At 69.0% G+C, this 25051-nt stretch carries 23 protein-coding genes and 1 tRNA gene; 8 read left to right on the forward strand and 16 right to left on the reverse strand.

The genetic code is table 11. The features are described from left to right. Positions 1-26: 26 nt before the first annotated feature. The 4 genes from Q5Y72_RS13405 to Q5Y72_RS13420 form a co-directional block, all read right to left on the reverse strand. Positions 27-452: a BLUF domain-containing protein gene (locus Q5Y72_RS13405; RefSeq protein WP_305963933.1), complete on the reverse strand. Its 426-nt coding sequence runs from the start codon at positions 450-452 to the stop codon at positions 27-29. Then, positions 442-2415, reverse strand: a complete 1974-nt coding sequence (gene rpoD, locus Q5Y72_RS13410; protein ID WP_305963934.1) for an RNA polymerase sigma factor RpoD — start codon at positions 2413-2415, stop codon at positions 442-444. Before rpoD ends, Q5Y72_RS13405 begins: the two co-directional genes overlap by 11 nt. A 156-nt stretch (positions 2416-2571) precedes the next feature. Next, positions 2572-4518: a DNA primase gene (gene dnaG / locus Q5Y72_RS13415; protein ID WP_305963935.1), complete on the reverse strand. Its 1947-nt coding sequence runs from the start codon at positions 4516-4518 to the stop codon at positions 2572-2574. 63 nt (positions 4519-4581) lie between these two features. Continuing rightward, positions 4582-5169, reverse strand: a complete 588-nt coding sequence (locus Q5Y72_RS13420) for a TetR/AcrR family transcriptional regulator (RefSeq protein WP_305963936.1) — start codon at positions 5167-5169, stop codon at positions 4582-4584. 105 nt (positions 5170-5274) lie between these two features. On the opposite strand from Q5Y72_RS13420, the gene Q5Y72_RS13425 reads away from it, so the two are divergent. Both Q5Y72_RS13425 and Q5Y72_RS13430 read left to right on the forward strand, forming a co-directional pair. Continuing rightward, positions 5275-5550, forward strand: coding sequence for a hypothetical protein (locus Q5Y72_RS13425; RefSeq protein ID WP_305963937.1), 276 nt, complete (start codon positions 5275-5277; stop codon positions 5548-5550). A 43-nt stretch (positions 5551-5593) separates the two neighbouring features. Next, positions 5594-6766, forward strand: coding sequence for an alpha-hydroxy acid oxidase (locus Q5Y72_RS13430; protein ID WP_305963938.1), 1173 nt, complete (start codon positions 5594-5596; stop codon positions 6764-6766). Positions 6767-6782: 16 nt separating this feature from the next. Here Q5Y72_RS13430 and Q5Y72_RS13435 read toward each other — a convergent pair whose 3' ends face one another. Continuing rightward, complete coding sequence (locus Q5Y72_RS13435) at positions 6783-7733, reverse strand: acyltransferase family protein (protein ID WP_305963939.1); 951 nt, start codon at positions 7731-7733, stop codon at positions 6783-6785. A 232-nt stretch (positions 7734-7965) separates the two neighbouring features. Here Q5Y72_RS13435 and Q5Y72_RS13440 point away from each other — a divergent pair, with 232 nt between their 5' ends. The 3 genes from Q5Y72_RS13440 to gluQRS all read left to right on the forward strand — a co-directional run bounded on the left by Q5Y72_RS13440 (position 7966) and on the right by gluQRS (position 10894). Further along, positions 7966-8601: a 50S ribosomal protein L25/general stress protein Ctc gene (locus Q5Y72_RS13440; protein ID WP_305963940.1), complete on the forward strand. Its 636-nt coding sequence runs from the start codon at positions 7966-7968 to the stop codon at positions 8599-8601. A 122-nt stretch (positions 8602-8723) separates the two neighbouring features. After that, entirely contained in the window at positions 8724-10061 is a 1338-nt protein-coding gene (trmFO, locus tag Q5Y72_RS13445) for a methylenetetrahydrofolate--tRNA-(uracil(54)-C(5))-methyltransferase (FADH(2)-oxidizing) TrmFO (RefSeq protein WP_305963941.1), read from the forward strand. Continuing rightward, a complete protein-coding gene (gluQRS, locus tag Q5Y72_RS13450; protein ID WP_305963942.1) occupies positions 10043-10894 on the forward strand; it encodes a tRNA glutamyl-Q(34) synthetase GluQRS in 852 nt (283 codons plus the stop codon). The genes trmFO and gluQRS overlap by 19 nt, the downstream gene beginning before the upstream one ends. Here gluQRS and hisI read toward each other — a convergent pair. Continuing rightward, complete coding sequence (gene hisI / locus Q5Y72_RS13455) at positions 10891-11247, reverse strand: phosphoribosyl-AMP cyclohydrolase (RefSeq protein ID WP_305963943.1); 357 nt, start codon at positions 11245-11247, stop codon at positions 10891-10893. The genes gluQRS and hisI overlap by 4 nt on opposite strands. A gap of 62 nt (positions 11248-11309) precedes the next feature. Between hisI and Q5Y72_RS13460 the strand changes: the two genes are divergently transcribed. Then, positions 11310-11753 carry an iron-sulfur cluster assembly scaffold protein gene (locus Q5Y72_RS13460; protein WP_305963944.1) on the forward strand — a complete coding sequence of 148 codons (444 nt, stop codon included), beginning with the start codon at positions 11310-11312 and terminating at the stop codon, positions 11751-11753. A gap of 307 nt (positions 11754-12060) precedes the next feature. On the opposite strand, the gene recG is transcribed toward Q5Y72_RS13460, so the two are convergent. From recG to sciP, 4 genes are all read right to left on the reverse strand, one after another. Then, a complete protein-coding gene (gene recG / locus Q5Y72_RS13465; RefSeq protein ID WP_305963945.1) occupies positions 12061-14181 on the reverse strand; it encodes an ATP-dependent DNA helicase RecG in 2121 nt (706 codons plus the stop codon). Next, positions 14157-16361 carry an NAD-dependent DNA ligase LigA gene (ligA, locus tag Q5Y72_RS13470; RefSeq protein ID WP_371930829.1) on the reverse strand — a complete coding sequence of 735 codons (2205 nt, stop codon included), beginning with the start codon at positions 16359-16361 and terminating at the stop codon, positions 14157-14159. Before ligA ends, recG begins: the two co-directional genes overlap by 25 nt. Positions 16362-16669: 308 nt before the next feature. Next, positions 16670-17380: a response regulator transcription factor CtrA gene (gene ctrA / locus Q5Y72_RS13475; RefSeq protein WP_305963946.1), complete on the reverse strand. Its 711-nt coding sequence runs from the start codon at positions 17378-17380 to the stop codon at positions 16670-16672. 99 nt (positions 17381-17479) lie between these two features. Beyond that, entirely contained in the window at positions 17480-17755 is a 276-nt protein-coding gene (sciP, locus tag Q5Y72_RS13480; RefSeq protein ID WP_305963947.1) for a CtrA inhibitor SciP, read from the reverse strand. Positions 17756-17914: 159 nt separating this feature from the next. Between sciP and mnmA the strand changes: the two genes are divergently transcribed. Further along, positions 17915-19078 carry a tRNA 2-thiouridine(34) synthase MnmA gene (gene mnmA / locus Q5Y72_RS13485; protein WP_305964005.1) on the forward strand — a complete coding sequence of 388 codons (1164 nt, stop codon included), beginning with the start codon at positions 17915-17917 and terminating at the stop codon, positions 19076-19078. Here the strand turns inward: mnmA and Q5Y72_RS13490 are convergent. Then, positions 19050-19460, reverse strand: coding sequence for a SufE family protein (locus tag Q5Y72_RS13490; protein ID WP_305963948.1), 411 nt, complete (start codon positions 19458-19460; stop codon positions 19050-19052). The genes mnmA and Q5Y72_RS13490 overlap by 29 nt on opposite strands. Before the next feature lie 112 nt (positions 19461-19572). Between Q5Y72_RS13490 and Q5Y72_RS13495 the strand changes: the two genes are divergently transcribed. Beyond that, a complete protein-coding gene (locus tag Q5Y72_RS13495; RefSeq protein WP_305963949.1) occupies positions 19573-20076 on the forward strand; it encodes a hypothetical protein in 504 nt (167 codons plus the stop codon). A gap of 18 nt (positions 20077-20094) precedes the next feature. On the opposite strand, the gene Q5Y72_RS13500 is transcribed toward Q5Y72_RS13495, so the two are convergent. The 5 genes from Q5Y72_RS13500 to lipA all read right to left on the reverse strand — a co-directional run bounded on the left by Q5Y72_RS13500 (position 20095) and on the right by lipA (position 24981). After that, positions 20095-21552 carry a multicopper oxidase family protein gene (locus Q5Y72_RS13500; RefSeq protein ID WP_305963950.1) on the reverse strand — a complete coding sequence of 486 codons (1458 nt, stop codon included), beginning with the start codon at positions 21550-21552 and terminating at the stop codon, positions 20095-20097. A gap of 69 nt (positions 21553-21621) precedes the next feature. Continuing rightward, the gene (locus Q5Y72_RS13505; RefSeq protein ID WP_305963951.1) at positions 21622-21984 is read right to left on the reverse strand and encodes a hypothetical protein; all 363 of its coding nucleotides are present in this window, start codon (positions 21982-21984) and stop codon (positions 21622-21624) included. Between the two features lie 98 nt (positions 21985-22082). Continuing rightward, a complete protein-coding gene (locus tag Q5Y72_RS13510; protein WP_305963952.1) occupies positions 22083-22568 on the reverse strand; it encodes a histone H1/H5 family protein in 486 nt (161 codons plus the stop codon). Positions 22569-23761: 1193 nt separating this feature from the next. After that, a tRNA-Leu gene (locus Q5Y72_RS13515) sits at positions 23762-23845 on the reverse strand. A 176-nt stretch (positions 23846-24021) separates the two neighbouring features. Next, the gene (gene lipA / locus Q5Y72_RS13520; protein ID WP_305963953.1) at positions 24022-24981 is read right to left on the reverse strand and encodes a lipoyl synthase; all 960 of its coding nucleotides are present in this window, start codon (positions 24979-24981) and stop codon (positions 24022-24024) included. Between the last annotated feature and the right edge of the window lie 70 nt (positions 24982-25051).

Consider the following 25051-nt stretch of genomic DNA (forward strand, 5'->3'; position numbering starts at 1 on the left):
CGCGCGACAATCACGCCGGGCGCCGATCAGATCGCCAGGGCCTGCAGAAAGGCCACGACCCCGCCGGCATAGTCGCCCCGGTCCACGGTCGAGGCCTTCGAGGTCGCGAACCAGTCCAGCAGCGAGGCCTGGTCGCGATCCGAAAAGCGCATCCGCCAGTCCTGGAACCGGCGCCGGTCCAACTGACCCTCGTTCAGCACGGTGATGTCGCGATGCCGGGTGTCGCGCAGGATCGCCTCGACCACCGGGCGCAGGGCGACGGCGGGACCTTCCAGCCACTGGAAGAACAGCCCGTCTTCGTGATGCAGGCAGCCGGTCAGCCCGGCCGCGCCATTGCGCTCGCGGGCGACGGTCAGGATCGCCTCGAGATCGGTTGCGTTCAGCCCCTCGACAGCGGTGCTGCGGTACAGGAAATGGCCAAGCCCATCGAAGGGGGCGACATCATTGATCAAGGAAGGACCGCAACTTTCTGCTTCTCGAGGGATGCTTCAGCTTGCGCAGCGCCTTGGCCTCGATCTGGCGGATGCGTTCGCGGGTGACGCTGAACTGCTGGCCCACCTCTTCCAGCGTGTGGTCGGTGTTCATGCCGATGCCGAACCGCATGCGCAGGACACGTTCCTCCCGCGGGGTCAGGCTGGCCAGAACACGGGTCGTGGTCTCTTTCAGATTCTCCTGAATGGCGCTGTCCAGCGGCAGGACGGCGTTCTTGTCCTCGATGAAATCGCCAAGCTGGCTGTCCTCTTCGTCCCCGATCGGGGTTTCGAGGCTGATCGGTTCCTTGGCGATCTTCATCACCTTGCGAACCTTTTCCAGCGGCATCTGCAGCTTTTCAGCCAGTTCCTCGGGCGTCGGTTCGCGGCCGATCTCGTGCAGCATCTGCCGGCCGGTGCGCACCAGCTTGTTGATCGTCTCGATCATGTGCACCGGGATGCGGATGGTGCGCGCCTGGTCCGCGATGGACCGGGTGATCGCCTGGCGGATCCACCAGGTCGCATAGGTCGAGAACTTGTAGCCGCGACGGTATTCGAACTTGTCCACGGCCTTCATCAGGCCGATATTGCCTTCCTGAATGAGATCAAGGAATTGCAGGCCCCTGTTTGTGTATTTCTTGGCGATCGAAATGACCAGCCGCAGGTTCGCCTCGACCATTTCCTTCTTGGCCTGACGGGCCTCCTTCTCGCCGCGCTGGACCTGGGCGACGATGCGGCGGAACTCCTCGATGTCGACGCCGACATACTGGCCGACCTGCGCCATCTCGCCGCGCAGTTCCTCGACCTTGTCGCGCGAGCGTTCGAACAGCGCCTGCCAGCCGCGGCCGGCGCTTTTCGACAGCCGCTCGACCCAGGCCGGGTCCAGTTCGCTGCCACGATAGGCGTCGATGAATTCGCGGCGGTTGATGCGCGCGGCATCGGCCAGCTTGACCATCCCCGAATCGATGGTGACGATGCGGCGGTTGATGCCGTAAAGCTGGTCGACAAGGGCCTCGATGCGGCTGTTGTTCAGGTGAAGTTCGTTCACCAATGCCACGATTTCGCTGCGCAATTTCTGGTAGTCGGATTCGGCTGTGGCCGAGAAGCTGCCATCCTCGTTCAGCGTCGCCGACATCCGCTGGTCCTGCATGTCGGCCAGCAGTTCGTAATCGCGGGCGATGATTTCCAGCGTCTCGAGGACCTTGGGCTTGAGGCTTGCCTCCATCGCGGCCAGCGACACGTTGGCGCCGTCCTCTTCCTCGTCCTCGTCGTCGCTGCGCATCGGGTTGCCGTCGGCATCCAGCTCCTCGCGGGGCTGCGCGGCCTCCGAGGAGGCGCTCTCCTCGTCGAGTTCCTCTTCCTCGCCGCCCTCGCCATCCATCGACTGTCCGAAGGTCGTCTCGAGGTCGATCACGTCGCGCAGCAGGATCTCTTCGTCCAGAAGTTCCTGGCGCCACATGGTGATGGCCTTGAAGGTCAGCGGGCTTTCGCAGAGCCCGGCGATCATGGTGTTGCGGCCGGCCTCGATGCGCTTGGCAATGGCGATCTCGCCCTCGCGGGACAACAGCTCGACCGAGCCCATCTCGCGCAGATACATGCGCACGGGATCGTCGGTGCGGTCGAGCTTCTCGGTCTCGGAGGTGGCGACGGCAACCTCGCGCGAGGTCGAGGCGGTGGTCGCCACCGCGCCGCCTTCGGGATCCTCGGCCTCGTCCTCGTCCTCGATGACGTTGATGCCCATTTCGGACAGCATCGACATCACGTCCTCGATCTGCTCGCTGCTGACCTGTTCCGGGGGCAGCACCGAGTTCAGCTGGTCATAGGTGATGTAGCCCCGCTCGCGCGCCTCGGCGATCATCTTCTTGACCGCCGCCTGGCTCATGTCCAGCGTATGCGCGTTGTCATCCTTGTCGGTCTTGTCGTGATCGTCGTCCTTGGCGGCCATCCGGGGCTCCTTCTCGGGGCAGCGATTCGCGAATCACCGGCGAATCGCCGCGAATCCTGTCGCTGTTCTAACGTGAATCCGAAGCGGATCAAAGATCGGCCCGGTTGATGATTCGCAAGTTGATCGCGGGGCGATTCGGCGCCCTGCCGACCGGTTTCAGCGACGCGGCGGCTTGCGCCAGATCTGCGCGCTGAGCCATGCCTGAAGCTGGCTGGTCATCGCGTCGCGATCCTCGTTCAGATCGCCGCTGTCCTCCATCTCGGGCCGCTCGGCCCGGTGGCGGGCGCGGGCGATCTGCTGCATGCGCCAGGTCAGGCCCTCATCGGCCTCGCCCTGAATCTCGAATTCGGCGCGGGCCAGTTCCGCGCCGGCCGCGCGCCGCGCCTCGAGGCGGTCCAGAAGATTGTTCAGGATGGCCGCGACCGCGGCCTCGTCCTGCGCCTCGATCACGCCGGGGGTCAGGCCCAGATGGGCGTCGCCGCGCAGCGTTTCAAGGGCGCGCAGCCCGGCCGGGCCCTGCCCGCCGGTGAGCAGGTCGTGCAGCAGCGCGGCGCGGTCGGCATCCTGCGGGGCCATCCGTTCGAGGCGTGCCTCGGCCCCGGCAACCAGTGCCGGGCGCAGGGCGCAGATCAGCAGGCTGGCGCCCTCGAGCAGCCATTCGCCCGATTGCGGCGCGCTGACGGGCTGGATCGGGGTCGCGGGGGGGCGCGGCCCGTGCGGGGCCCTCGAGGCCCCGACGCGCCGGGCGGGCCCGTGGCCCGCCGCGCCCGGCCGCCCCGCCCGCCCGGATCGGCCCGGGCGGCCCGGGCCCGGACGGTCCGCCTCGAAGAGGCCGCGGCGCTTGGCGCGGATCTCGTCGGCGTAGTGGCGGCGGGTCAGTTCGTCGGGAATCCGGGCGATGGCCTCGTTCAGGCGCCGGTCGAGGGCGGCCTTGCGTTCGGGGCTGTCGAAGACCTGACCCTCGGTCTCGCGCGCCCAGAGCAGATCGACCAGGGGCCGCGCCTGCGCCAGCAGCGCCGCCATCGCCCCCGGCCCGGCCGCGCGGATCAGGTCGTCCGGGTCCTGCCCCGCCGGCAGCACCACGAAACGCAGCGCCTGTCCGGGACCGGTCATCGGCAGGGCCAGGTCGATCAGCCGCTGCGCCGCGCGCTGGCCGGCCGCGTCACCGTCGAGCGCGATCACCGGTTCGGGGCTGACACGCCACATCAGGCGCAGCTGATCCTCGGTGATCGCGGTGCCAAGGGGCGCCACCGCGCCCTCGAATCCCGCGCGCACAAGGGCGATCACATCCATGTAGCCCTCGGCGACGATCAGCCGCTGGCCCTTGGCGACGGCCGCCCGCGCCGGGCCGAGGTGGTAGAGGTTGCGGCCCTTGTCGAAGAGCGGCGTTTCCGGGCTGTTGAGGTATTTCGCCCGCGCATCGGGGTTCATCGCCCGGCCGCCGAAGCCGATGCAGCGGTCGCGTGCGTCGCGGATCGGAAAGACGATCCGGTCGCGGAACCGGTCATAGGCCGCCCCGCCGCCCTCGGGACGGGCTGATATGCCCGCCTCGACAATCATGGCCTCGTCAAAGCCCTTCTCGCGCAGGGCGGCGGTCAGCGCATGGCGGCTGTCGGGGGCAAAGCCGATCTCGAAACGCGCCCAGGCCGCCTCGTCAAGGCCGCGCCGGGCCAGATAGTCGCGGGCCGCGGCGGCGGCGCCGGTCTGAAGCTGCAGGCGAAACCAGCGGCAGGCGGCCTCGGTCAGCTGGAACAGCCGGCTGTGCCGGTCGCTGCGTTCGCGGGCGCGCGGGTCCGCCTCGGGCATCTGCATCCCGGCCTCGGCGGCGAGCAGCCGGACCGCCTCGATGAAGTCCAGCCCCTCGGCCTCGCGCAGGAAGCCGATGGCGTCGCCCTTGGCCTGGCAGCCGAAGCAGTAGTAATAGCCCTTCTGGTCATCGCAATGAAAACTGGCGGATTTTTCCTGATGAAACGGGCAAGGCGCCCACCAGTCGCCCTTCGCCTGATTGGACTTGCGCAGATCCCACACGACCTTGCGCCCGATCACCCGGCTGATCGGAACGCGGTTGCGCAACTCGTCAAGAAAGCCCGGCGGAATACTCATGGCGAAACTATCGGCTCTGCCGGGCCCGAGGTAAAGGCGCGCGCGGTCGCGGCCGGCGCGCGCCTAGTCGGCACCGACGGCACCGCGCGTCAGCGCCCAGTAGACATCGCCGATGCGCCGGCGGTCCAGCCGCCCCCCCTCGCGATACCAGTTCGTCACCCCGGTCAGCATCGCGATCAGCGCCATCGTGGCCAGCCGCGAATCGGCCACGCGCATGACGCCGGCCTCGATGCCGTCGCAGAGGATGCGGTGCAGCCCGTCCTCGTAGCGGCCGCGCAGCTCGGCAATGTCCTGGAAGTTCTCGGGGGTCAGGTTGCGCAGCTCCATGTAGGACAGGAACACCGCGTCCGAATGGTCGAGGCTGAAGCCGATGTGAAAGCGCACGAACGCCTCGAGCCGGGTCAGCGGATCGGCCGCGGGATCGTCGCGCCATGCACCCAGCAGATCCTGCATGTGCGATTGCAGCAACTCGTGCAGCAGGGCCTGCTTGTCGTCGGTATAGGCGTAAAGCGCGCCGGCCTGGACGCCGACCGCGGCGGCGATCTGGCGCATCGAGACGGCGGCAAAACCCTGCCGCGCGAAGAGGCGGCGGGCCTCGTCGCGGATCAGGGGGCCGGTGATCTCGGCGCGGGAACCTTGGGTGCGGGCCATGCGCCGTCATAGGACGCCCGCGCCCGGGGTTAAAGACCCCCGGCGCATGGCCGCGCCCGACCGGCGACGGTTGCCGCCGCAGCGGGGCGACGATAACCTGCGCGGATGAACGCCCTGCGCCGCCTTGCCGCCTGCCTTCTGCTGCTGTCGCCCGCGGCCTGCGCGACCGGCCAGGACACCTATCCCGCGCTGCTGCCGACCGAGCGCATCCTGGCCGAACCCCGGCTGCCCGACCACGCGACCGATGCGGCCGACGGCCCGGCCGCCGCCGAGGCCGACAGCGAGGCCCGCGCCGCGGCGCTGCGCCGGCGGGCCGAGGCGCTGCGCCGCCCGGTCATCGACGCCGCCACCCGCGCGCGGATGCAATCCGCCGCCCCATGATCCGCCGCCCCATGATCCGCCGCCACGTCATTCAGGGAACGCCATGCCCGTGATCACCTGCATCGAGGACCTGAAGGCGCTGCACCGGGCGCGCGTGCCGCGAATGTTCTACGACTACGCCGATTCGGGCAGCTATACCCAGCAGACCTACCGCGAGAACAGCGCGGACTTCGCCCGGCTGAAGCTGCGCCAGAGGGTCGCGGTGGACATGTCGGGCCGCAGCACCGCCACGCGGATGGCAGGCCTCGACGTGTCGATGCCCGTGGCGCTGGCGCCGGTAGGCATGACCGGGATGCAGCATGCCGATGGCGAGATCCTGGCGGCGCGGGCGGCGGCGCAGGCGGGCGTGCCCTATTGTCTGTCCACCATGTCGATCTGTTCCATCGAGGATGTCGCGGCGGCGGTGCCCGATCCCTTCATGTTCCAGCTTTACGTGATGAAGGATCAGGAATTTCTGGCCGGCCTGATCGAGCGCGCAAAGGCCGCCCGGTGCAGCGCATTGGTCCTGACGCTGGATCTCCAGATCCTCGGCCAGCGGCACCGCGACCTCAAGAACGGGCTGTCCGCCCCGCCCCGGCTGAGCCTGCCGATGCTGATGGACATGGCGACCCGCTGGCGGTGGGGGATGGGGATGCTGCGCACGCGGCGGCGGTTCTTCGGCAATATCGTCGGCCATGCCAAGGGCGTTTCGGCGGGCGACGCGGCCTCGCTGATGCACTGGACCGCGGCGCAGTTCGACGAGCGGCTGGACTGGGACAAGGTCGCACGCATCCGCGACATGTGGGGCGGCAAGCTGATCCTGAAGGGGATCCTCGATCCCGACGACGCCCGCATCGCGGCGGATTTCGGCGCCGACGCGATCATCGTCTCGAATCATGGCGGCCGGCAGCTTGACGGCGCGCTGAGCGCGATCCGCATGCTGCCCCACATCGTTGCCGCGGTCGGCGACCGTGTCGAGATCCATCTCGACAGCGGCATCCGCAGCGGCCAGGACGTGCTGAAGGTGCTGGCCCTGGGCGCGACGGGCACCTGGATCGGCCGGGCCTATATCCACGGCCTCGGCGCGATGGGCGAGGCGGGCGTCACCGCCGCGCTGGAGGTGATCCGCAAGGAACTGGACATCACGATGGCGCTGTGCGGCGAGACGCGGGTGACCGATCTGGGCCGCCACAACCTGCTGGTCCCGCAGGGATTCGAGACCGAATACGGCGCCTGAGCGGCGCCCCTTCGACCTAGAACAGTTGCGCCATCCAGCGTTGCCCGCGCCCCAGGCGCGTCATCGCAAGGACCAGCAGCGCCGGCAGGAAGAAGGCGGCAAGAGCCGGGCCAAGCGGGTGATCGGGCTGCAACTGGTTGGCGAAATGCAGCACCAGATAATGGATCACATAGACCGCCGAGGCGATGGTCCCGAGGGGCAGGTCGGTGGCCGGGGCCGACATGCCCAGCGCCAGCGCGAAGATCATGGGCGCCATCAGATACATGCCGACCTGCACCTCCAGCAGCGCGTATTTGCTGACCATCGTCAGGAAGACGGTGTTCTCGACCATCGCGATCACCAGCCCCGCCAGCGCCACCGCGATCAGCCTGCCGCGCGCGGGAATGCGCCACGGGACCGAGGCCGCGTCGTCGCGCTGCATCGCGAACAGGTAGCCCATCACCATGAAGGGATAGAGGAAGAACGGCCCGCTGCGGAAGAGCTCGAGCGGTATCGGCACCAGATGGGCGACGGCCGGGTATTCCATCGCCAGCCCGAGCAGCCCGGCCACAACGCCCGTGGCCAGCATGAAGCGCGGCCCGCGCGGGATGGCGAAATGCATCATCGCCGCGCCCAGCACCAGCCCCTCGAGGAACCACAGATGCCGGAATCCCAGCACCAGTTCGCGCAGGCTCTGCCGCAGGCTCTGGTCCCAAAGCCCCATGAAGACGAAATAGATGGCGTACCAGACCAGATAGATCATCGCCATGCGACGCACCCACAGCCAGTAGCGGCCACGCAGGCGCGTGCGGAACAGGAAGAAGCCGGCGGTCATCGCGAACAGCGGCACGGCCAGCCGCAGCACCGTGTTCAGCACGATCAGCCCCGCCACGCCAAAGCTTTCGCGCCCCAGCCCCGCATGGCCGATAACCACGAACGCGGCCAGAAGAACGCGCAGATAGTCGATGGAATAGATACGTTCCTGCACGACCCGAAACTCGTTACTGACTGCGCCCGATGTGCAAGCCGCGATGGCTGGCAAAGCACCCGAAAACCCGCTTTCGGCATATATCCGCCGACACCCCCTGTCAAACCTTTCGTCCCCCCGCCGGGTCCGATGCCCCCTTTCCTTGCCGCCCGATCTGCTGTATGGCCCGCGCTCTGCCGCCATGCACCCTTGGAGGATGGCGGCGTCACCAACTGTTACAGGAAGATACATCATGGCCAAAGAGATCCCGGATCTGGTGGCCGAGGCACGCGCGGGGACAGGCAAGGGGGCCGCCCGCCAAGCTCGCCGCGAAGGCAAGGTGCCCGGCATCGTGTATGGCGACCACAAGGACCCGGTCGCAATCGCGTTCGAATTCAACAAGCTGCTGACCACGCTGCGGGCCGGCCGCTTCATGTCCACGCTGTGGAACCTGAAGGTCGAGGGCCAGGAGGACGTGCGCGTCATCTGCCGCGGCGTCCAGAAGGATGTCGTCAAGGATCTGCCGATCCACATCGACTTCATGCGCCTGCGCCGCACCTCGAAGGTGAACCTGTTCATCCCGGTCGAGTTCATCAACCACGACAAGTGCCCCGGCCTGCGCAAGGGCGGCACGCTGGTCACGGTGCGCCCCGAGATCGAGCTGGTGGTCACGGCCGGCGACATTCCCGATCACGTCACCGTCGATCTGGAAGGCCTGGAAGTCGGCGACAACATCCATGTCAACGACATCACCCTGCCGGCCGGCACCAAGGCCACCATCGACCGCAACTTCGCCATCGCCAACATCACGGCGCCCTCGGCGCTGCGCTCGAGCGATGACACGTCGGACGACGGCGCCGACGAGGCCGCGGACGAGGCCGACGCATGAGGCCCGCGCCCCCGTCGCGGGGCGCGAGGGTCATCGGGGGCGGTGCCGCTGGCGCCGCCCTTTCCATTTTCGGGCCGCGCTGCTAGGACCGGCAGCCGGTCGTCACCGCGCAAGAGGTAGCCATGCAGCCCGTGAACATCATCGGCGCCGGTCTGGCGGGGTCCGAGGCCGCGTGGCAGATCGCCCGCGCCGGGGTGCCCGTCATCCTGCACGAGATGCGTCCCGCCGTCGCGACCTTCGCCCACAAGACCGGCGACTGCGCCGAGATGGTCTGCTCGAACTCGTTCCGGTCGGATGACGACGTGATGAACGCGGTCGGGCAGCTGCACTGGGAGATGCGGGCAGCGGGCGGGCTGATCATGGCCACCGCCGACCGCCACCGCCTGCCCGCCGGCGGTGCGCTGGCCGTCGACCGCGAGGCGTTCTCGGCCGCCGTCACCGCGGCCCTTCGCGCCGAGACCCTGATCGAGATTCGCGCCGGCGAGGTTGCCGACCTGCCGCAGGACGGCAACTGGATCGTGGCGACCGGGCCGCTGACCTCGGACCGCCTGGCCGGCGCGATCCGCGCGGTGACCGGCACCGAGGCGCTGGCCTTCTTCGACGCGATCGCCCCGATCGTCCATGCCGAGACCATCGACATGTCGGTGGCCTGGGAACAGAGCCGCTATGACAAGGGCGAGACCGAGGCCGAGCAGAAGGCCTATGTCAACTGTCCGATGACCCGGCCCGAATACGAGGCCTTCATCGACGCCCTCTTGGCCGCCGAGAAGACCGAGTTCCGCGAGGGCGAGACCGCCGGCTATTTCGACGGCTGCCTGCCCATCGAGGTCATGGCCGAGCGGGGCCGCGAGACTCTGCGCCACGGGCCGATGAAGCCGGTCGGGCTGACCAATGCCCACAAGCCGCAGGAAAAACCTTATGCTGTTGTTCAGCTTCGCCGCGATAACGCTCTGGGAACACTGTATAATATCGTGGGCTTCCAGACCAAGATGAAATATGGCGCGCAGACCGCCGTGTTCCGCATGATCCCCGGTCTGGAACGCGCGGCCTTCGCCCGGCTGGGCGGCATCCACCGCAACAGCTTCCTGAATTCGCCGACGCTTCTGGATGACCGGATGCGGATGCGCCAGCGGCCGAACCTGCGCTTTGCCGGGCAGGTCACCGGGGTCGAGGGCTATGTCGAAAGCGCCGCGATGGGGCTTCTGGCCGGGCGCATGGCAGCGGCGCAGGCGCTGGGCCGCGACCTGCCGCCGCCGCCGTCGACCACCGCGACCGGTGCGCTGGTCAACCACATCACCGGCGGCGCCGAGGCCAAGACCTTTCAGCCGATGAACGTGAATTTCGGGCTGTTTCCGCCGCTGGACGACGCGCGCGGCGGCCGCCGGGGCCGCAAGGACCGCTATCCGGCCTATACCGGGCGGGCCAAGGACGATTTCAGCGCATGGCTGGCGACGCAGTAACGCGCACGCGCTTCGCGCCCTCGCCCACCGGGCTGCTGCATCTGGGCCATGCCTATGCGGCGCTGATCGCCGCGCGCGAGGCTGATCCGGGCCGGTTCCTGCTGCGCATCGAGGATCTGGACGCCGAGCGCTGCCGGCCCGGCTATGAAGCCGCGATCTTCGAGGATCTGGCATGGCTGGGGCTGGACTGGCCGCGGCCGGTGATGCGCCAATCGGAGCGGATGGACGCCTATCGCGCCGCGCTGCGCCGGCTTGCGCCGCTGTGCTATCCCTGCCGCTGCCGGCGCGGCGACATCCGCGCCGCGCTGTCCGCCCCGCAGGAGGGGATGCCGCCAGCCGGCCCCGACGGGCTGATCTATCCCGGCACCTGCCGGTCGCGCAGCATGGCCGAGGCCGGACCGGGCGATGCGATCCGGCTGGACGCGGCGCGGGCCTTTGCCGCGCTTGGCGATGACCGCCTGCAGTTCCGCGAGACCGCGCCGGGCGCCGCGCGCCGCCCCTGTCTCGACCGGGACGGCTTCCGCACGGGGATCGGGGACGTGATCCTGGCGCGGCGCGGCATGGGCAGCTCCTACCACCTTGCGGTGGTTGTCGATGATGCCGATCAGGCGATCACCCGCGTGACGCGCGGTGCCGACCTGTTCGAGGCGACGTGGATCCATGTGCTGCTGCAACGCCTCTTGGACCTGCCGACGCCCGAATACCACCATCACGCGCTGATCCGCGACGATGCCGGCAAGCGGCTGGCCAAGCGCGACGACGCCCGCGCCATCCGCCACTACCGCGCGGCAGGCGCCACGCCGCAGGACATCCGCCGCATGGTCGGCCTCTAGGCCACCGGCTCCATGATCGTCACCTCGGCGCCGTCGCGCAGCGCGGTGTGGAAACAGCTGCGCCGCCGGGTGTGGCAGGCCGGGCCGGTCTGGCGCACGATCGCCAGCAGGCAGTCGCGGTCGCAATCCAGCCGCAATTCGACCAGCTCCTGCACATGGCCCGAGGTCTCGCCCTTGACCCAGAACGCCCGCCGCGAGCGCGACCAGTAGGTGACCCGCCCGCTGGACAGGGTGCGCGCCACCGCGTCACGGTTCATCCAGGCCAGCATCAGCACCTCGCCGCTGTCATGCTGCTGGGCGATGCAGGGGATGAGGCCGTTCGCATCGTATTTCAGGCTGGCCGGATCGAACATCGGGTTTCCTTTCGGGACATCCCGACCTATCTAGGATGGATGGTGCGGGCGGGAAAGAACCGATGGCCGACAGCGATCTGATGAAGCTTTACTCGCGCCGCATCTTGGCGCTGACGACGGCCATTCCGCATCAGGGCCACCTCGAGGCGCCCGAGGCCACCGCGATGCGCCGGTCGCCGCAATGCGGGTCGTCGGTGGCGGTCGAGCTTGCGACCGAGGGCGGCCGCATCGCGCGCTTTGCCCAGCAGGTCCGCGCCTGCGCGCTTGGCCAGGCCTCGGCGGCGGTGCTGGGCGGCGCGGTGATCGGCCGCAGCCGCGACGAGATCCTTGCGGCCCGCGACCAGTTGCGCGCGATGCTGAAGGAGGCGGGCGATCCGCCCGCGCCGCCCTTCGAGGCACTCGAGGCGCTGCTGCCGGCGCGCGACTATCCCAACCGTCACGCCTCGATCCTTCTGGCATGGGATGCCACGCTGGAGGCGATGGACCAGGCCCTGGCCGCCGCCTGAGCGCATGAAAGAACCGGCCCGCGAGGGGGCCGGTCAAGTTGCGCGTGCAGGACAGGACGGCGCACAGGCGTGGGGCGCCGGGGATGCATCGCGGGGCAGAAGATCAGGACTGCAGGATCGAGGGCATGTACAGCATGACGGCGGTCGTCACCGACAGCGCGGCAAGCCCGAGGGCGTCACAGATGAATTCGCGGGACACAAGATGATGCGGCATGGCAACTCCTCTCTGTTGCCTCTTTGTTCTCATTTTCCCGCGAGGAAGTAAAGAACTTTTTAGGAACATTTTAACGAAGGTTACCGGTTCCGGTCAGCCGACCGCGATCAGGCGGATCGCCTCGTCCTGGCTCATCAGCCACATCAGCATCCGCAGCGCCTGACCGCGCGGGCTTTCCAGCCCCGGATCGCGTTCCAGCAGCGCGCGGGCATCGTCGCGGGCAACAGCCATCAGTCCCGCCTGATGTTCCAGATCGCCGACCCGGAACCGCGGCAGGCCGGATTGCGCGGTGCCGATGACATCGCCCGCGCCGCGCATCTCGAGGTCGGTCTCGGCGATGCGAAAGCCGTCCTCGGTGTCGCGCAGCGTGGTCAGCCGCCGCGCGCCGGCCTCGTTCAGCGGCGCGTGATAGATCAGCAGGCAGGTCGAGGCGCCCTGCCCCCGCCCGACCCGGCCGCGCAGCTGGTGCAGCTGGGCAAGGCCAAAGCTTTCGGCGCGCTCGATCACCATGATCGTCGCCTCGGGCACGTCCACGCCGACCTCGATGACCGTGGTCGCGACCAGGATCGCGGCGCGGCCGGCGGCGAAATCCGCCATCGCCGCGTCGCGCGCATCAGCCGGCATCTGGCCGTGGATCAGTCGCACGGTGTCGCCAAAGCGGCCGCGCAGCGCCTGAAAGCGCGCCTCGGAGGCGGTCAGGTCGCTGACCTCGCTTTCCTCGACAAGCGGGCAGACCCAATAGGCCCGTGCGCCCTGCGCCAGCGCGGTGCCCAACCGCGCCACCACCTCGTCGAGCCGCTGGTCCGAAATCATCACGGTGGTGATCGGCTGGCGGCCCGGCGGCTTTTCGTCCAGCACCGACAGGTCCAGATCGCCATATTGCGTCAGCGCCAGCGATCGCGGGATCGGCGTCGCGGTCATCACCAGCATGTCGGGCGGGGCATCGCCCTTGGCCGACAGCTGCAGCCGCTGGGCAACGCCGAAACGGTGCTGTTCGTCGATGATCGCCAGCCGCAGGTCGTGGAACTGCACGTCCTTCTGGAATACCGCATGGGTTCCCACAAGGATGTCGATACGCCCCTCGGCCAGATCGGCCAGCAACTGCGCGCGCAAGTCGCCCTTGTCGCGCCCGGTCAGCGCGGCCAGCCGGATGCCCGCGGCCCGCGCCAGGGGTTCCAGCGCGCGGGCATGCTGACGGGCCAGGATTTCGGTCGGGGCCATCAGCACCGCCTGCCCGCCCGCCTCCACCGCGATCAGCGCCGCCAGCAGCGCAACCAGCGTCTTGCCGGCGCCGACATCGCCCTGCAACAGGCGGCTCATGCGCAGCGGCGCGGCCATGTCGGCCTCGATCTCGGCCAGCGCCCGGCGCTGAGCGGCGGTCGGCGGCCAGGGCAGGCTGTCCAGCACCGCGCGGCGCAGGCGGCCATCGCCGGTGCTGGCCCGGCCCCTTGCCCGGCGCCGGTCGCGACGCACCAGGGCCAGCGTCATCTGGTGGGCCAGGAACTCGTCATAGGCCAGCCGCGCGCGGGCCGGGCTGTCGGGCGACAGATCGCGCGGTGCCGCGGGCGCATGGGCGCTGCACAGCGCCTCGGCGAAACCGGGCCATCCCCGTGCCGCCACAAGCTGCGGGTCGATCCATTCGGCGACCTCGGGCATCCGCGCCAGCGCAGCCTCGGTCGCGCGGGCCATGCTGCGTTGGGTCAGCCCCGCGGACAGCGGATAGACCGGCTCGAACTCCGGCGGCAACGCGGCGTCCTCGCGCAGGATGTGGTCGGGATGGACCATCTGCGCGAGGCCGTCGAACAGTTCCAGCTTTCCGCTGACGACGCGGCGCGCCCCGGCCGGCAGCTGCGCCTCGATCCAGTCGCGGCGGGGGTGAAAGAACACCAGCGTCAGGTCGCCGCCCGCCCCGTCGCCGCAATGGACACGCCAGGGACGGCCGCGCGCGGGCGGCGGATGATGGCGGCCGACGGTGATCGTCACGGTGATCGTCTCGGGCGGGCACCCGTCGGCCAGCCGCGCGATGCGGCGGCGGGTCACGCCGCTGGCGGGCAGCGTCAGGATCAGGTCGCGCGGCCGCTCAATGCCCATCTGGGCCAGCGCCGCCGCGCCCCTGGGGCCGATGCCGGGCAACGTATCGAGCCCCGCGAACAGCGGAAACAGCGCCGGTGGCCGGCCCTTCGGCGGCGTCACTGGCCCGCGATCCGCAGCCATTCGTCCTCGTCGATGACCTTGACACCCAGTTCGGCGGCCTTGCGCGCCTTCGATCCGGCGCCGGGCCCCGCGATCAGGAGGTCGGTCCGTGCACTGACCGAGCCTGCGACCTTGGCGCCCATCGCCTCGGCGCGGGCCTTGGCCTCGGCGCGCGTCATCCGTTCCAGAGTGCCGGTGAACACCAGCGTCTGGCCGCTGATCGGGCTGTCGTCGCGCCGCGGCGCCTCGTCGGGCAGAATGGTCAGCTGCCCGGCCAGCCGGTCGATGCTGGCGCGTTCCGCAGGCTGGCCGAAGGTGGTGACCAGGGACTGCACCAGCACCGCGCCGATTCCGTCGATGCCGGCCAGCTCGGCCCAGTTCGGGCTGTCGGGCAGGACCGCGCGGCGGGCCTTGTCGTCGGGCGCGGTGAAGGCGGGCTCGCGGGCGGCGGCATCGACGGTGGCCACCAGTGCCTCCCAGGTCGAGAAATGCCGCGCCAGCGTCGCCGACGCCACCTCGCCGACATGCCGGATGCCAAGCGCGAAAATCAGCCGTTTCAGGGGGATGCTTCGCCGTTCCTCGATTGCCGCGAACAGCTTGTCGGCCGAGCGCGCGCCAAAGCCGTCGCGGTTCTTCAACCGGCCGATTTGCGCCGCGTCGCGGGCAGCCAGCGTGAAGATGTCGGCCGGCTCGCGGATCGGAAGGCTGTCGTCGGCAAAGAACATCTCGATCTGGCGGGCGCCCAGCCCGTCGACGTCGAAGGCGGCGCGGCCGACGAAATGCTTCAGCTTCTCGATGGCCTGCGCCGGACAGACCAGCCCGCCGGTGCATCGCCTGACCGAATCGCCCGGCTCGCGGATGGCGTCGGATCCGCATTCGGGGCAGCGTGTCGGAAAGTCATAGGGCCGGCTGTCGGCGGGACGTCGCTGCGGGTCGATATCGGCGATCTTCGGGATCACGTCGCCGGCGCGGTAGACCTTGACCCAGTCGCCCTCGCGGATGTCGCGCCCCTCGCGGATCGGCGCCCCGGCGCTGTCGCGGCCGGCGATGTAATCCTCGTTGTGCAGCGTCGCGTTCGATACCACGACGCCCCCCACCGTCACGGGTTCAAGCCGGGCCACGGGTGACAGCGCGCCGGTGCGCCCCACCTGGATCTCGATGCGGTCCAGCCGGGTCCAGGCGGTCTCGGCGGGGAACTTGTGCGCCAGCGCCCATCGCGGCGTCGTCGAACGGAAGCCGAGCCGGGCCTGATAGGCAAGGTCGTTCACCTTGTAGACGACGCCGTCGATGTCATAGCCAAGCGTCGCGCGCTGCTGTTCGATCTCGGCCCAGGCGGCGATCATCCCTTCCGCATCGGCGCAGAGGCGCATCAGCGGGTTGGTGCGAAAGCCGAACGCCTTCAGACGCTCGACCGCCTCGATCTGGGTGGCCGCCAGCGGCGCCGAGACCTCGCCCCAGCCATAGGCAAAGAAGCGCAGCGGCCGGCTGGCGGTGATCGCCGGGTCAAGCTGGCGCAGGGATCCCGCGGCGGCATTGCGCGGATTGGCGAAGGTGCGGCCGCTGTCTGCGGCGTTCAGCCGCGCGAAATCGGCCTGCGCCATGTAGACCTCGCCGCGGACCTCGAGGATCGCGGGCAGATCGCCCGACAGGCGCGCGGGAAGATCGGCGATGGTCCGGGCGTTCTCGGTGACGTTCTCGCCCACGCTGCCATCGCCGCGGGTCGCGGCCTGCACCAGCACGCCATCCTCGTAGCGCAGGGACAGCGACAGCCCGTCGATTTTCGGCTCGGCGGTGAAGGCGAGGTCGCGATCGGCGCCAAGAGCCAGAAAGCTGCGGATGCGGGCCACGAAATCGGTGACATCCGCATCGGTGAAGGCGTTTTCCAGCGACATCATCCGCTGGGCGTGAGTGATCTTGCCGAACCCCTCGGACGGGGCGGCGCCGACCTTGCGGGTCGGGCTGTCGGATCGTGCGAGGTCGGGGAAGTCGGCCTCGAGATCGGCCAGCCGCCGCTTCAGCGCGTCGTAATCGGCGTCGCTGAGGCTCGGTGCGTCCGCGCCGTGATATTCGGCATCGGCCCGCGCGACCCGCGCCGCCAGGTCGGCCATCTCGGCGGCGGCCTGACGCGCGGTCAGCCCCGAGGTTCGCGCGGTCGCGTCGCCGCCCTCCTGCATTGCCCGGTCCTGCTTGTCGTGATCCATCCCGCGCCCCGCGCCTGCCCCGCCGTCCTGCCCTGCCCGCCCGCGGGCCTTGCGGCCGGCGGACCCGATGCCGAGATGTCGCGCAGAAGCGTCCTCGGTGCAAGGCGCAGCGATCGGGGGCGCGCGTCGGCCGGAAACAAGACGCCCCGCGGCGCACAGCCGCCGGCCGGAGCAGCCCGTGCGGCCCCCTCGAACGAGGCCCGTCAAGCGAGGCCCCTCAAACGAGGCCCGTCACCGGGAAGGCCGCCAGCGGAAAGGGCCGGACCCGTCCGGGTGCCGGCCCTTTCATCCCCCGCGACCGGCCGCTGTCAGGCGCCGATCGCCAGTCGTTCCTCGTTTGCGGGGCCGGGATCGCGCAGCACGTAGCCGCGCCCCCATACCGTCTCGATGTGGTTCTCGCCGCCGATCGCCTCGGACAGCTTCTTGCGCAGCTTGCAGATGAACACGTCGATGATCTTCAGTTCCGGCTCGTCCATGCCGCCATAGAGATGGTTCAGGAACATCTCCTTGGTCAGCGTCGTGCCCTTGCGCAGGCTCAGCAGTTCGAGGATCTGGTATTCCTTGCCGGTCAGGTTCACGGGCTTGCCCTTCACCTCGACCGAGCGCGCGTCGAGATTGACGATGATCTCGCCGGTGCGGATGATCGCCTGGCTGTGCCCCTTGGACCTGCGGATGATGGCCTGGATGCGGGCCTGCAATTCCTCGCGGTTGAAGGGCTTGGTCATGTAGTCGTCGGCGCCGAAGCCGAAACCGCGCAGCTTGCTTTCGGTGTCGTCCGATCCGGTCAGGATCAGGATGGGGGTGTCGATGCGGGCCAGACGCAGGTGGCGCAGGACCTCCATCCCGTGCATGTCGGGCAGATCCAGGTCGAGAAGGATCAGGTCGTAATCGTAAAGCTTGGCCAGATCGATGCCTTCCTCGCCCATGTCGGTCAGGAACACGTTGTAGCTGGCGGCGGTCAGCATCAATTCGATTGCGCGCGCGGTGCTGGGATCGTCCTCAACCAGAAGTATACGCATGAGTGGTCTAGCCCCCGATTCGTCTAGGTCATGTCCCGACCATCGACCCTTAAGGTTAATATGTCGTTACTTATGGACCGAATTTGCAGATGTCGCAACCTATGGTTGTCTGAATCTTTGCAATGCCGTCACCTTCAGCGCCGCGCGCCCATGCCGCCTGACCGCCTCGGTCCAGGCATCGAATTCCTCTTCCGAGAGGCCATAGCGGCGCAGCGCCTCGTCACGGGTGATCAGCCCGTGGGTGACCGCCAGCACCACGGTTTCCTTGCGGCTGGCGACCCATCGCGTGTCCTTGGGCGGCAGGTCGGCCACGGTCAGGATGCTGCCGTTGGGCAAGGTGACGATGCGGGGGCCACTGGTCTTTTTCACGAACATTCCACCTGTCCTTCGGTCGTGTCCGTCGACCCTGACGCAAAGCCTTTAAGTCGAGGTTAGGGCAGGCCGGGTTTTTCCCCCGGTGCGGGTTGAGAATGCATCGCATTTGCCTATATTTTGCCGCAGTTGCCGCCCGCCCCCAGGATCCAGATGACGATGATGACGCCCCAGCCCGCCCCGGCGCAGACCGCCGCCGTGAACAGCCTCGGCTTTGCCAAGCCGCCGGCCGAGACGCGCGTGGTGGTCGCCATGTCCGGCGGCGTCGACAGTTCGGTGGTCGCCGCCAGCCTGAAAACGGAAGGCTATGACGTGGTCGGCGTGACGCTGCAGCTTTACGATCACGGCGCGGCGCTGGCCAAGAAGGGTGCCTGCTGCGCGGGCCAGGACATCCACGATGCCCGCCGCGTGGCCCAGCGTATGGGCTTTCCGCATTACGTCCTGGATTACGAGAACCGCTTTCGGGAAAGCGTGATCGACGACTTCGCCGACGCCTATCTGGCCGGGGCGACGCCGGTGCCCTGCATCCGCTGCAACGAGCGGGTGAAGTTCCGCGACCTGCTGGAAACCGCGCGCGATCTTGATGCCGACTGCATGGCGACGGGCCACTATATCCGCCGCCGCGACGGCGCGCAGCGGGCCGAACTGCACATGGCCGCCGACAGCGCCCGCGACCAGAGCTATTTCCTGTTCTCGACCACCCAGGAACAGCTGGATTTCCTGCGCTTCCCGCTGGGGCATCTGGAAAGCAAGGCCGAAACCCGCGCACTGGCCGCGCAATACGGGCTGGCGGTCGCCGACAAGCCCGACAGCCAGGATATCTGCTTCGTGCCGAACGGCGATTATGCCGCGGTGATCGAGAAGCTGCGTCCGGGCGCGGCCGATCCGGGCGAGATCGTCGATCAGGACGGGCAGGTGCTGGGGCGGCATCGCGGCGTGATCCACTACACCATCGGGCAGCGGCGCGGCCTCGGGATCGGCGGGCTGGGCGATCCGCTCTATGTCCTGCGCCTCGATCCCGAGCGCCGGCAGGTCGTCGTCGGCCCGAAATCTGCGCTGGCCACCACCATCGTGCCGGTCAGCGAGGTGAACTGGCTGGGCGATCAGCCGCTTGAGGGCGAGGTGTCCTGCATGGTGCGCATCCGCTCGACCCGGCCGCCGCGGGCGGCCCTGCTGCGCCCGCTGGGCGGCGGGCGGGCCGAGGTCGAACTGCTGGAGGCCGAGGAGGGCGTCAGCCCCGGCCAGGCCTGCGTGTTCTACGAAAGCGGCGGCACCCGGGTTCTGGGCGGCGGCTGGATCAGCCTGCGTCGGCGGCGAGCAGCCTGATCCGTTCCACCATCGCGCGCAGCCCGTTCGATCGCTGCGAGGACAGGTGTTCGTCTAGGCCCAGCCGCGCAAGCTCGGCCGGGGCGTCGACGCCAAGCACCTCGCGGGGCGGCAGGCCGGCATACAGCGCGTGCAGGATGGCGATCAGACCGCGCACGATCATCGCGTCGCTGTCGCCCTGAAAGTCAAAGCGCCCCTCCTCGACCCGCGGCATGATCCAGACCTGACTCGCGCAGCCCTCGACACGGGTGGCCGGGACCTGCAGCGAGGGGTCCATCGCCGGCATCGCCTTGCCCAGTTCGATGACATGGCGATACCGCTCCTCCCAGTCGTCGAGGAAGTCGAATGTCTCGGCGATCTCTTCGAATGCGGGGCTGGCCATGCGGGTCTCCTTTGGCCCGAGGGTTAGCGCGCGCGCCCGCCAAGGTCAAAGAGGCTTTCACCGCCAGACGCTTTCCCCTAACAATCGGGCCAAAGATCCGGGGGATGATGCGATGAGGACTTCGAGGGCGCCGATGCTGATGGTGATCCTGCTGATGGCGGGATGCGGCGGCCGCTTCAGCGACAGCGGTCTGAACCCGCTGCGCTGGTTCGGCCCAGAGGCGCCGCCCGCGACACTGGCGCCCGAGGCGGGCTATGCCCAGTCGGGCGACCTGCGGCCGGGCATCCCCCAGATCACCGGCGCCCGGTGGGAGCCGACGAACGAGGGCCGCCTGCTGGTCGTCACCGCGATGGCGCCGACCAAGGGCTATTCCTCGGTCGCGCTGATCACCGCGCGCCCGCAACCGGCCGGCCGGATCAGCCCCGATGCAGACGGCGTGCTGCGGCTGCGGATGGTCGGCGTCCCCCCTGCCCCGGACAATCCGGCCGCCGCCCTGCCCGCCCGGGTCGAGACCGACCAGATCACCGCCGCCCTGCCGCTGTCCTCGGTGCAGCTGGCGCGGATCGGCGCGGTCGAGATCACCGGCGCAGGCAACATCGTGACGCTGCGCCGGTAGCCCTGCCCCGCGACCGGATCAGGCGGTCAGGGAAAACGTGGTCATCATGCCGGTCGCCATATGCGGCATGTGGTGACAATGCAGCAGCCATGGCGCGGTTTCTCCGGCATCGAAGGCGATCTCGACCATCGCCATCGGCGGCACATAGACCGTGTCGCGCAGCGCGCCGGCAACGCGCCGGCCGTTCAGCCCGACGACCTGGAAAACGTGGCCGTGCAGATGCATCGGGTGACCCATCATCGACATGTTGTGAAACATCAGCGAGACCCGTTCACCGGCCCGCGCGGCGATGGGCTGGTGCTGGCCCCAGACCGCGCCATTGATGGTCCAGACATAGGGCTGCATCGCGCCGCCCAGCATCACCATATGGCTGCGTTCCACCGGCCGGTCGGGCAGCGGGTGCAGCGCCATCAGCCGCGATTCCTGCGCCAGGCCGGTATCGAAGGCCGGCGCCTCCGCATCCGCCATGGGCTCGATGCGCCGCACCTCGGCCTTTGGGGTGGCGAGAATGATCCCGGTCCGATCGCGGGCGCCTTCGCGCAGGGCGAGGATCGGGAAGGCGCCGCCCCCGGCGGGCAGGTCGATCTCGAAATCCATCCGCTGCGCCATGGCGAGGCCGAAGCGCGTGCCGGTCAGCGGCTGCACCGGATCGCCATCGACCGCGACCAGACGCGCCGCGACCGCGCCGGTGTCGATCCAGAACACCGTTGCCGCGGCGGCATTGACCACGCGCAGACGGATGCGGCCGCCGCGCTCGACCTGCACCACTTCGGGGTCCGAGAGCGTGCGGTCATTGGCGAGATAGGCGTCGAAATCGTAGTCGTTGAGGTCCATGGCCATGCCGCCCATGCCCTGCATGTTGCCCATGGCGCCGTGATCCATGCCCGGCATGCCGCCCATCGCCATGCCTGCCTTGGCCGGGGCCGCGCCGTGATCTGCACCGCTGTTGCTGATCTCGGCCAGGACCTCCTCGGGCGGCGCGAAGGAGAAGTCGTGCAGGAACAGCATCACCTCCTGCCGGTCGGCCGTCAGGTCTTCGGGGGTTCGCACGATCAGGGGTGCGGCCAGCAGGTTCATCTCGTGCGTCACCACATGGGCATGCATCCAGAAGGTGCCGGGCCGGGTCTCGTAATCGTAGGAGCGCGTCTCGCCGGGGGCGAGCAGGGGCGCCGTGTTGGGCGCGCCATCCTGCGCATTCGGCGGGATCTGGCCATGCCAATGGATGATCGTCGGCTCGTCGAGGGTGTTTGTCAGATAGACCCGGAACCTCTGGCCGGGGTCAAGCACGAGGCCCTGGCCAGCGGGACCGGCAAGGCCGAAGACGGTGGCCGCGCGTCCGTCGATATCCAGCGTGCGGGACGCGGCGGCAAGGGCGATCGGGGCCGCGGATTGCGCACGGGCAAGCCGGGGCATCTGCGCCGCAGCCATGGCGGCAGCACTCGCGGCAAGGAAGCCGCGGCGGGAAAGTTGGGTCATGTCGTCTCCTCGGGACCAGGTCCCGTTCATCACGGTCGATGGAATGCCGCGGGCCGCGCCCGGGCGCGATCAGAGGAGACGAGGTCTGGGCGGTCGGTCGTCGAGGTCCGACGGCCGTCCCGAGCCGCAGTCATGGGCAGGCAGGCCCTTCCGGACCGGACCGCAGGCGGCGGCCTCGGTGCCGCCGGGCGCCATCAACGGGACTGCAAGGCTTGCGCAGGCCATCTCACACAGCGCGGCATCGCCCGAGGGACAGTGCTGCGCGCCCGCGCAGGCGGCATCGGCCCGCTTGACCGCAGGTCCCGCATGGCCAAGATGCGCGGCCTGTTCCGGGCCGGGACCAATACCTGCCCGCGCCAGATGCGCACCGCTCTGCGTCGTCGCGAGGGTGATGGCAAGCAGGGCAAGCAGGGCGAGGGCGCGCAGGAGCATGTCTCGATGCTAGGCATTCTGCGCGATGACGTCCAACCCCGCGTCCGGCCAGAGGCGTCACAACGCCGTGACGCGGGATGGCGGCCGGCAAGACCTGATCATGGCGCGGTGGCCCGGCCCTTTGCGACGATGCACGCGCGCAGATCGACCGAGGGGGTGATCTCGTAGGCGTCCAGCACCCCCTTGGCGATGCGGGATCCGGATATCTCCCAGGAATAGTGATCTCGATGCGGATAATCGTAGATGGCGGACCGCTCCTTGAAAGCCTCCATCGGCACAAGGAAGAAGCGCGGCGCGTCCCCGAAAGTGGCGATCACCATGATTTCAGGCGCCGTGTCGCGGCCGCGCCTGATGGCGGCCAATGATCCGCGGGTCCCGACCGTCTTGACCTGAACATGCCGACCATCCGCGGCAACCAGGTCGATCGAGGCACTGCCGTGGCTGGTCATGCGATGATCGACCCCGGTGCGGTCCTTCATGATCGCCTCGGCAACCATTTCGGACCAGGTCGGCGATCCGACGGTCAGGCGGCGGAACAACTCGTCTTCCCGATATTTGCGGATCAGCATCTCGAGATGGGTCACGCGAGCGAACTCCCTGGGGACGGTGCTGGCGGTCGTCTGGATGACGGTGAAACGGCGATGTCGGTCGCAGCGTGCCATTCCCCGCGGACACGCCCTCCGGGCGGGCCGGTCCCCGCTGGATGGGGCAAGTCCGGAACTTCACTGTCGCGGTCCTTGACGAGGCGATTTAGCCGCACGATCCGGTTGTCTGCCCACGCATGTCTCGGCTTGTCCGGATTCCGGCCCGCGCGACGGTATCGACAGGACGCGGCGGCAAGCCGTGGACAATGACCGATGCGTCCCCGGGCGCGAGGTCATGCAGGCGTCCCCCCGAAGACGGTCGTCGCCCCCCCCCCGGGCCCGCCGCGTCGAGACCGGGCGGTTCGGTCTGGCCCTTCTGCTGATGACGGGCAGCGCATCCGCACCCTCGAAACGAACCCTGCAAGCCAAGACCCCGCGGCGGATCGCGGGCGCCCGAAGCGCGGGCATCGTCCGCCCGGGCGGTCGATCTGCACCCCGGCCCGATCGCTGCCGGTCGCGCCGGTCAGGGTTCCGGGGCTTCGCGCCGGCCCGGCAAATTTGTCTGGCGCCGCGGCGCTGGCGCCTCCGCTCTCGTGAAGTCGCGCCTGCCGCCCGGAGGGGTGCTGGGATCGTCCGGTCGCGGATCGGTTGCCCCTGCCGCGATGGGGCCGGCGGGGACCGTCACAGGTCGCGGATCAGGACCGCAGACCCACGGGGCGGAACGCTGCGCGCCAGGGTGCAGGTCAGCCGGCCTCGCTGCCGGTCAGTGTGGCGCGTCCAGGCGCAGGCGCCACCCTCGTCAGGGATGAACACCATCGCATCCGGGGTCCCGAGCCCCGTCCGGTCGCGACAGGGCGCGTTGACCGCCGGCTAGCCTGGCCAGGGAAAGGGATCGGCACCGGACGTCCCGGGAGGTTACCGTCCTTCGCGAAAGGCGCCGCCGCGGCTGATCCGGCGCTTGCGACGCGATCCGGGGTCCGGCGGGCACGCGGGTCTGGGTGGCGGCAGACGTCACCGGCCCGTGCGAAGGGGTAAGCGGCCCTGACCGCGCGGGCAAAGGTCGTGCCGGAGCAGGCTTCGCCGGGCTCGCGATACGCAACCTGTGCGCCAGCGCCCGCCCGGGGTCCGGAACCGGAAGCGGGCGCGTGGCCCTGTCGCGGCCTGCCGGTTGGCGCAACACCCGCGCGGAGCCTTGGTACGGGTGGTCGGACTCGAACCGACACTCCTTGCGGAAAGGGTGTTTGAGACCCTCGCGTCTACCATTCCGCCACACCCGCAGGTCAGACCCCCCGGATGGTAGTCGCGGGGGACGGCTTCTCTATAATGCGCGGTTTCGGCAGGATCAATGCAGTCCGGAACGCGGTTCCGCAACGCGACATCGCGCGCCGGATCGGGGCCGCAGACGGCCCCATCGGGCAGACGCGGGTGTTGCCTGCCGCGCAAGGCCCGCGGATCAGGCCCGGCCGAGCCTTGCCAGGCGCGCGGCGCGGAGGCGGGCGAAGTCGTCGCCCGCATGATAGGAGGATCGCGTCAGCGGCGTCGCCGAGACCATCAGGAAGCCCTTGCCATAGGCCGATTTCTCGTAGCCGGCGAACTCCTCGGGGGTCACGAAGCGGTCGACGCGGTGATGCTTGGGCGTGGGTTGCAGATACTGGCCGATGGTCATGAAGTCGATGTCGGCGGCGCGCATGTCGTCCATGACCTGCAGCACGCCCTGGCGATCCTCGCCCAGCCCGACCATGATCCCCGATTTCGTGAACATGGCGGGGTCAAGCTCCTTCACCCGCTGCAAGAGCCGCAGCGAATGGAAGTAGCGCGCCCCCGGCCGCACCGTCGGGTAAAGGCCCGGCACGGTTTCAAGATTGTGGTTGAAGACGTCGGGCCGCGCCTCGACCACCGCCTCGAGCGCGCCCGGGCGGGACTTGAGAAAGTCGGGCGTCAGCACCTCGATCGTCGCATCGGGCGAGCGGTGGCGGATCGCGCGGATGGTCTGGGCGAAATGCTCGGCGCCGCCATCGTCCAGATCGTCGCGATCGACCGAGGTGATGACCACATGCTTCAGTCCCAGCTTCTGGACGGCATGGGCGACGCGGCCCGGCTCGAACACGTCGAGGGCCTGCGGCTTGCCGGTGATGACATTGCAGAAGGAACAGCCGCGTGTGCAGATCTCGCCCATGATCATCATGGTGGCGTGACCCTGGCTCCAGCATTCGCCGACATTCGGACAGCCCGCCTCTTCGCAGACGGTCGACAGGCGGTTCTCGCGCAGGATGTCGCGGGTCTGGCGATACCCCTCGGATGTGGGCGCCTTGACGCGGATCCAGTCGGGCTTCTTCGGCTGCGCCTGATCCGAGCGATGCGCCTTCTCGGGGTGGCGCAGGCGGGGCGGCTGGGGGATCGTCGTCTCGGACATGTCCGACCTTTCGGATGAAATCCCCCGTGCATAGTCACAAACGGCGCCAAAGTTCAACGCCGACCTGCGC

Source organism: Paracoccus spongiarum, from assembly GCF_030732095.1.
In the GTDB taxonomy this organism is placed as follows: domain Bacteria; phylum Pseudomonadota; class Alphaproteobacteria; order Rhodobacterales; family Rhodobacteraceae; genus Paracoccus; species Paracoccus spongiarum.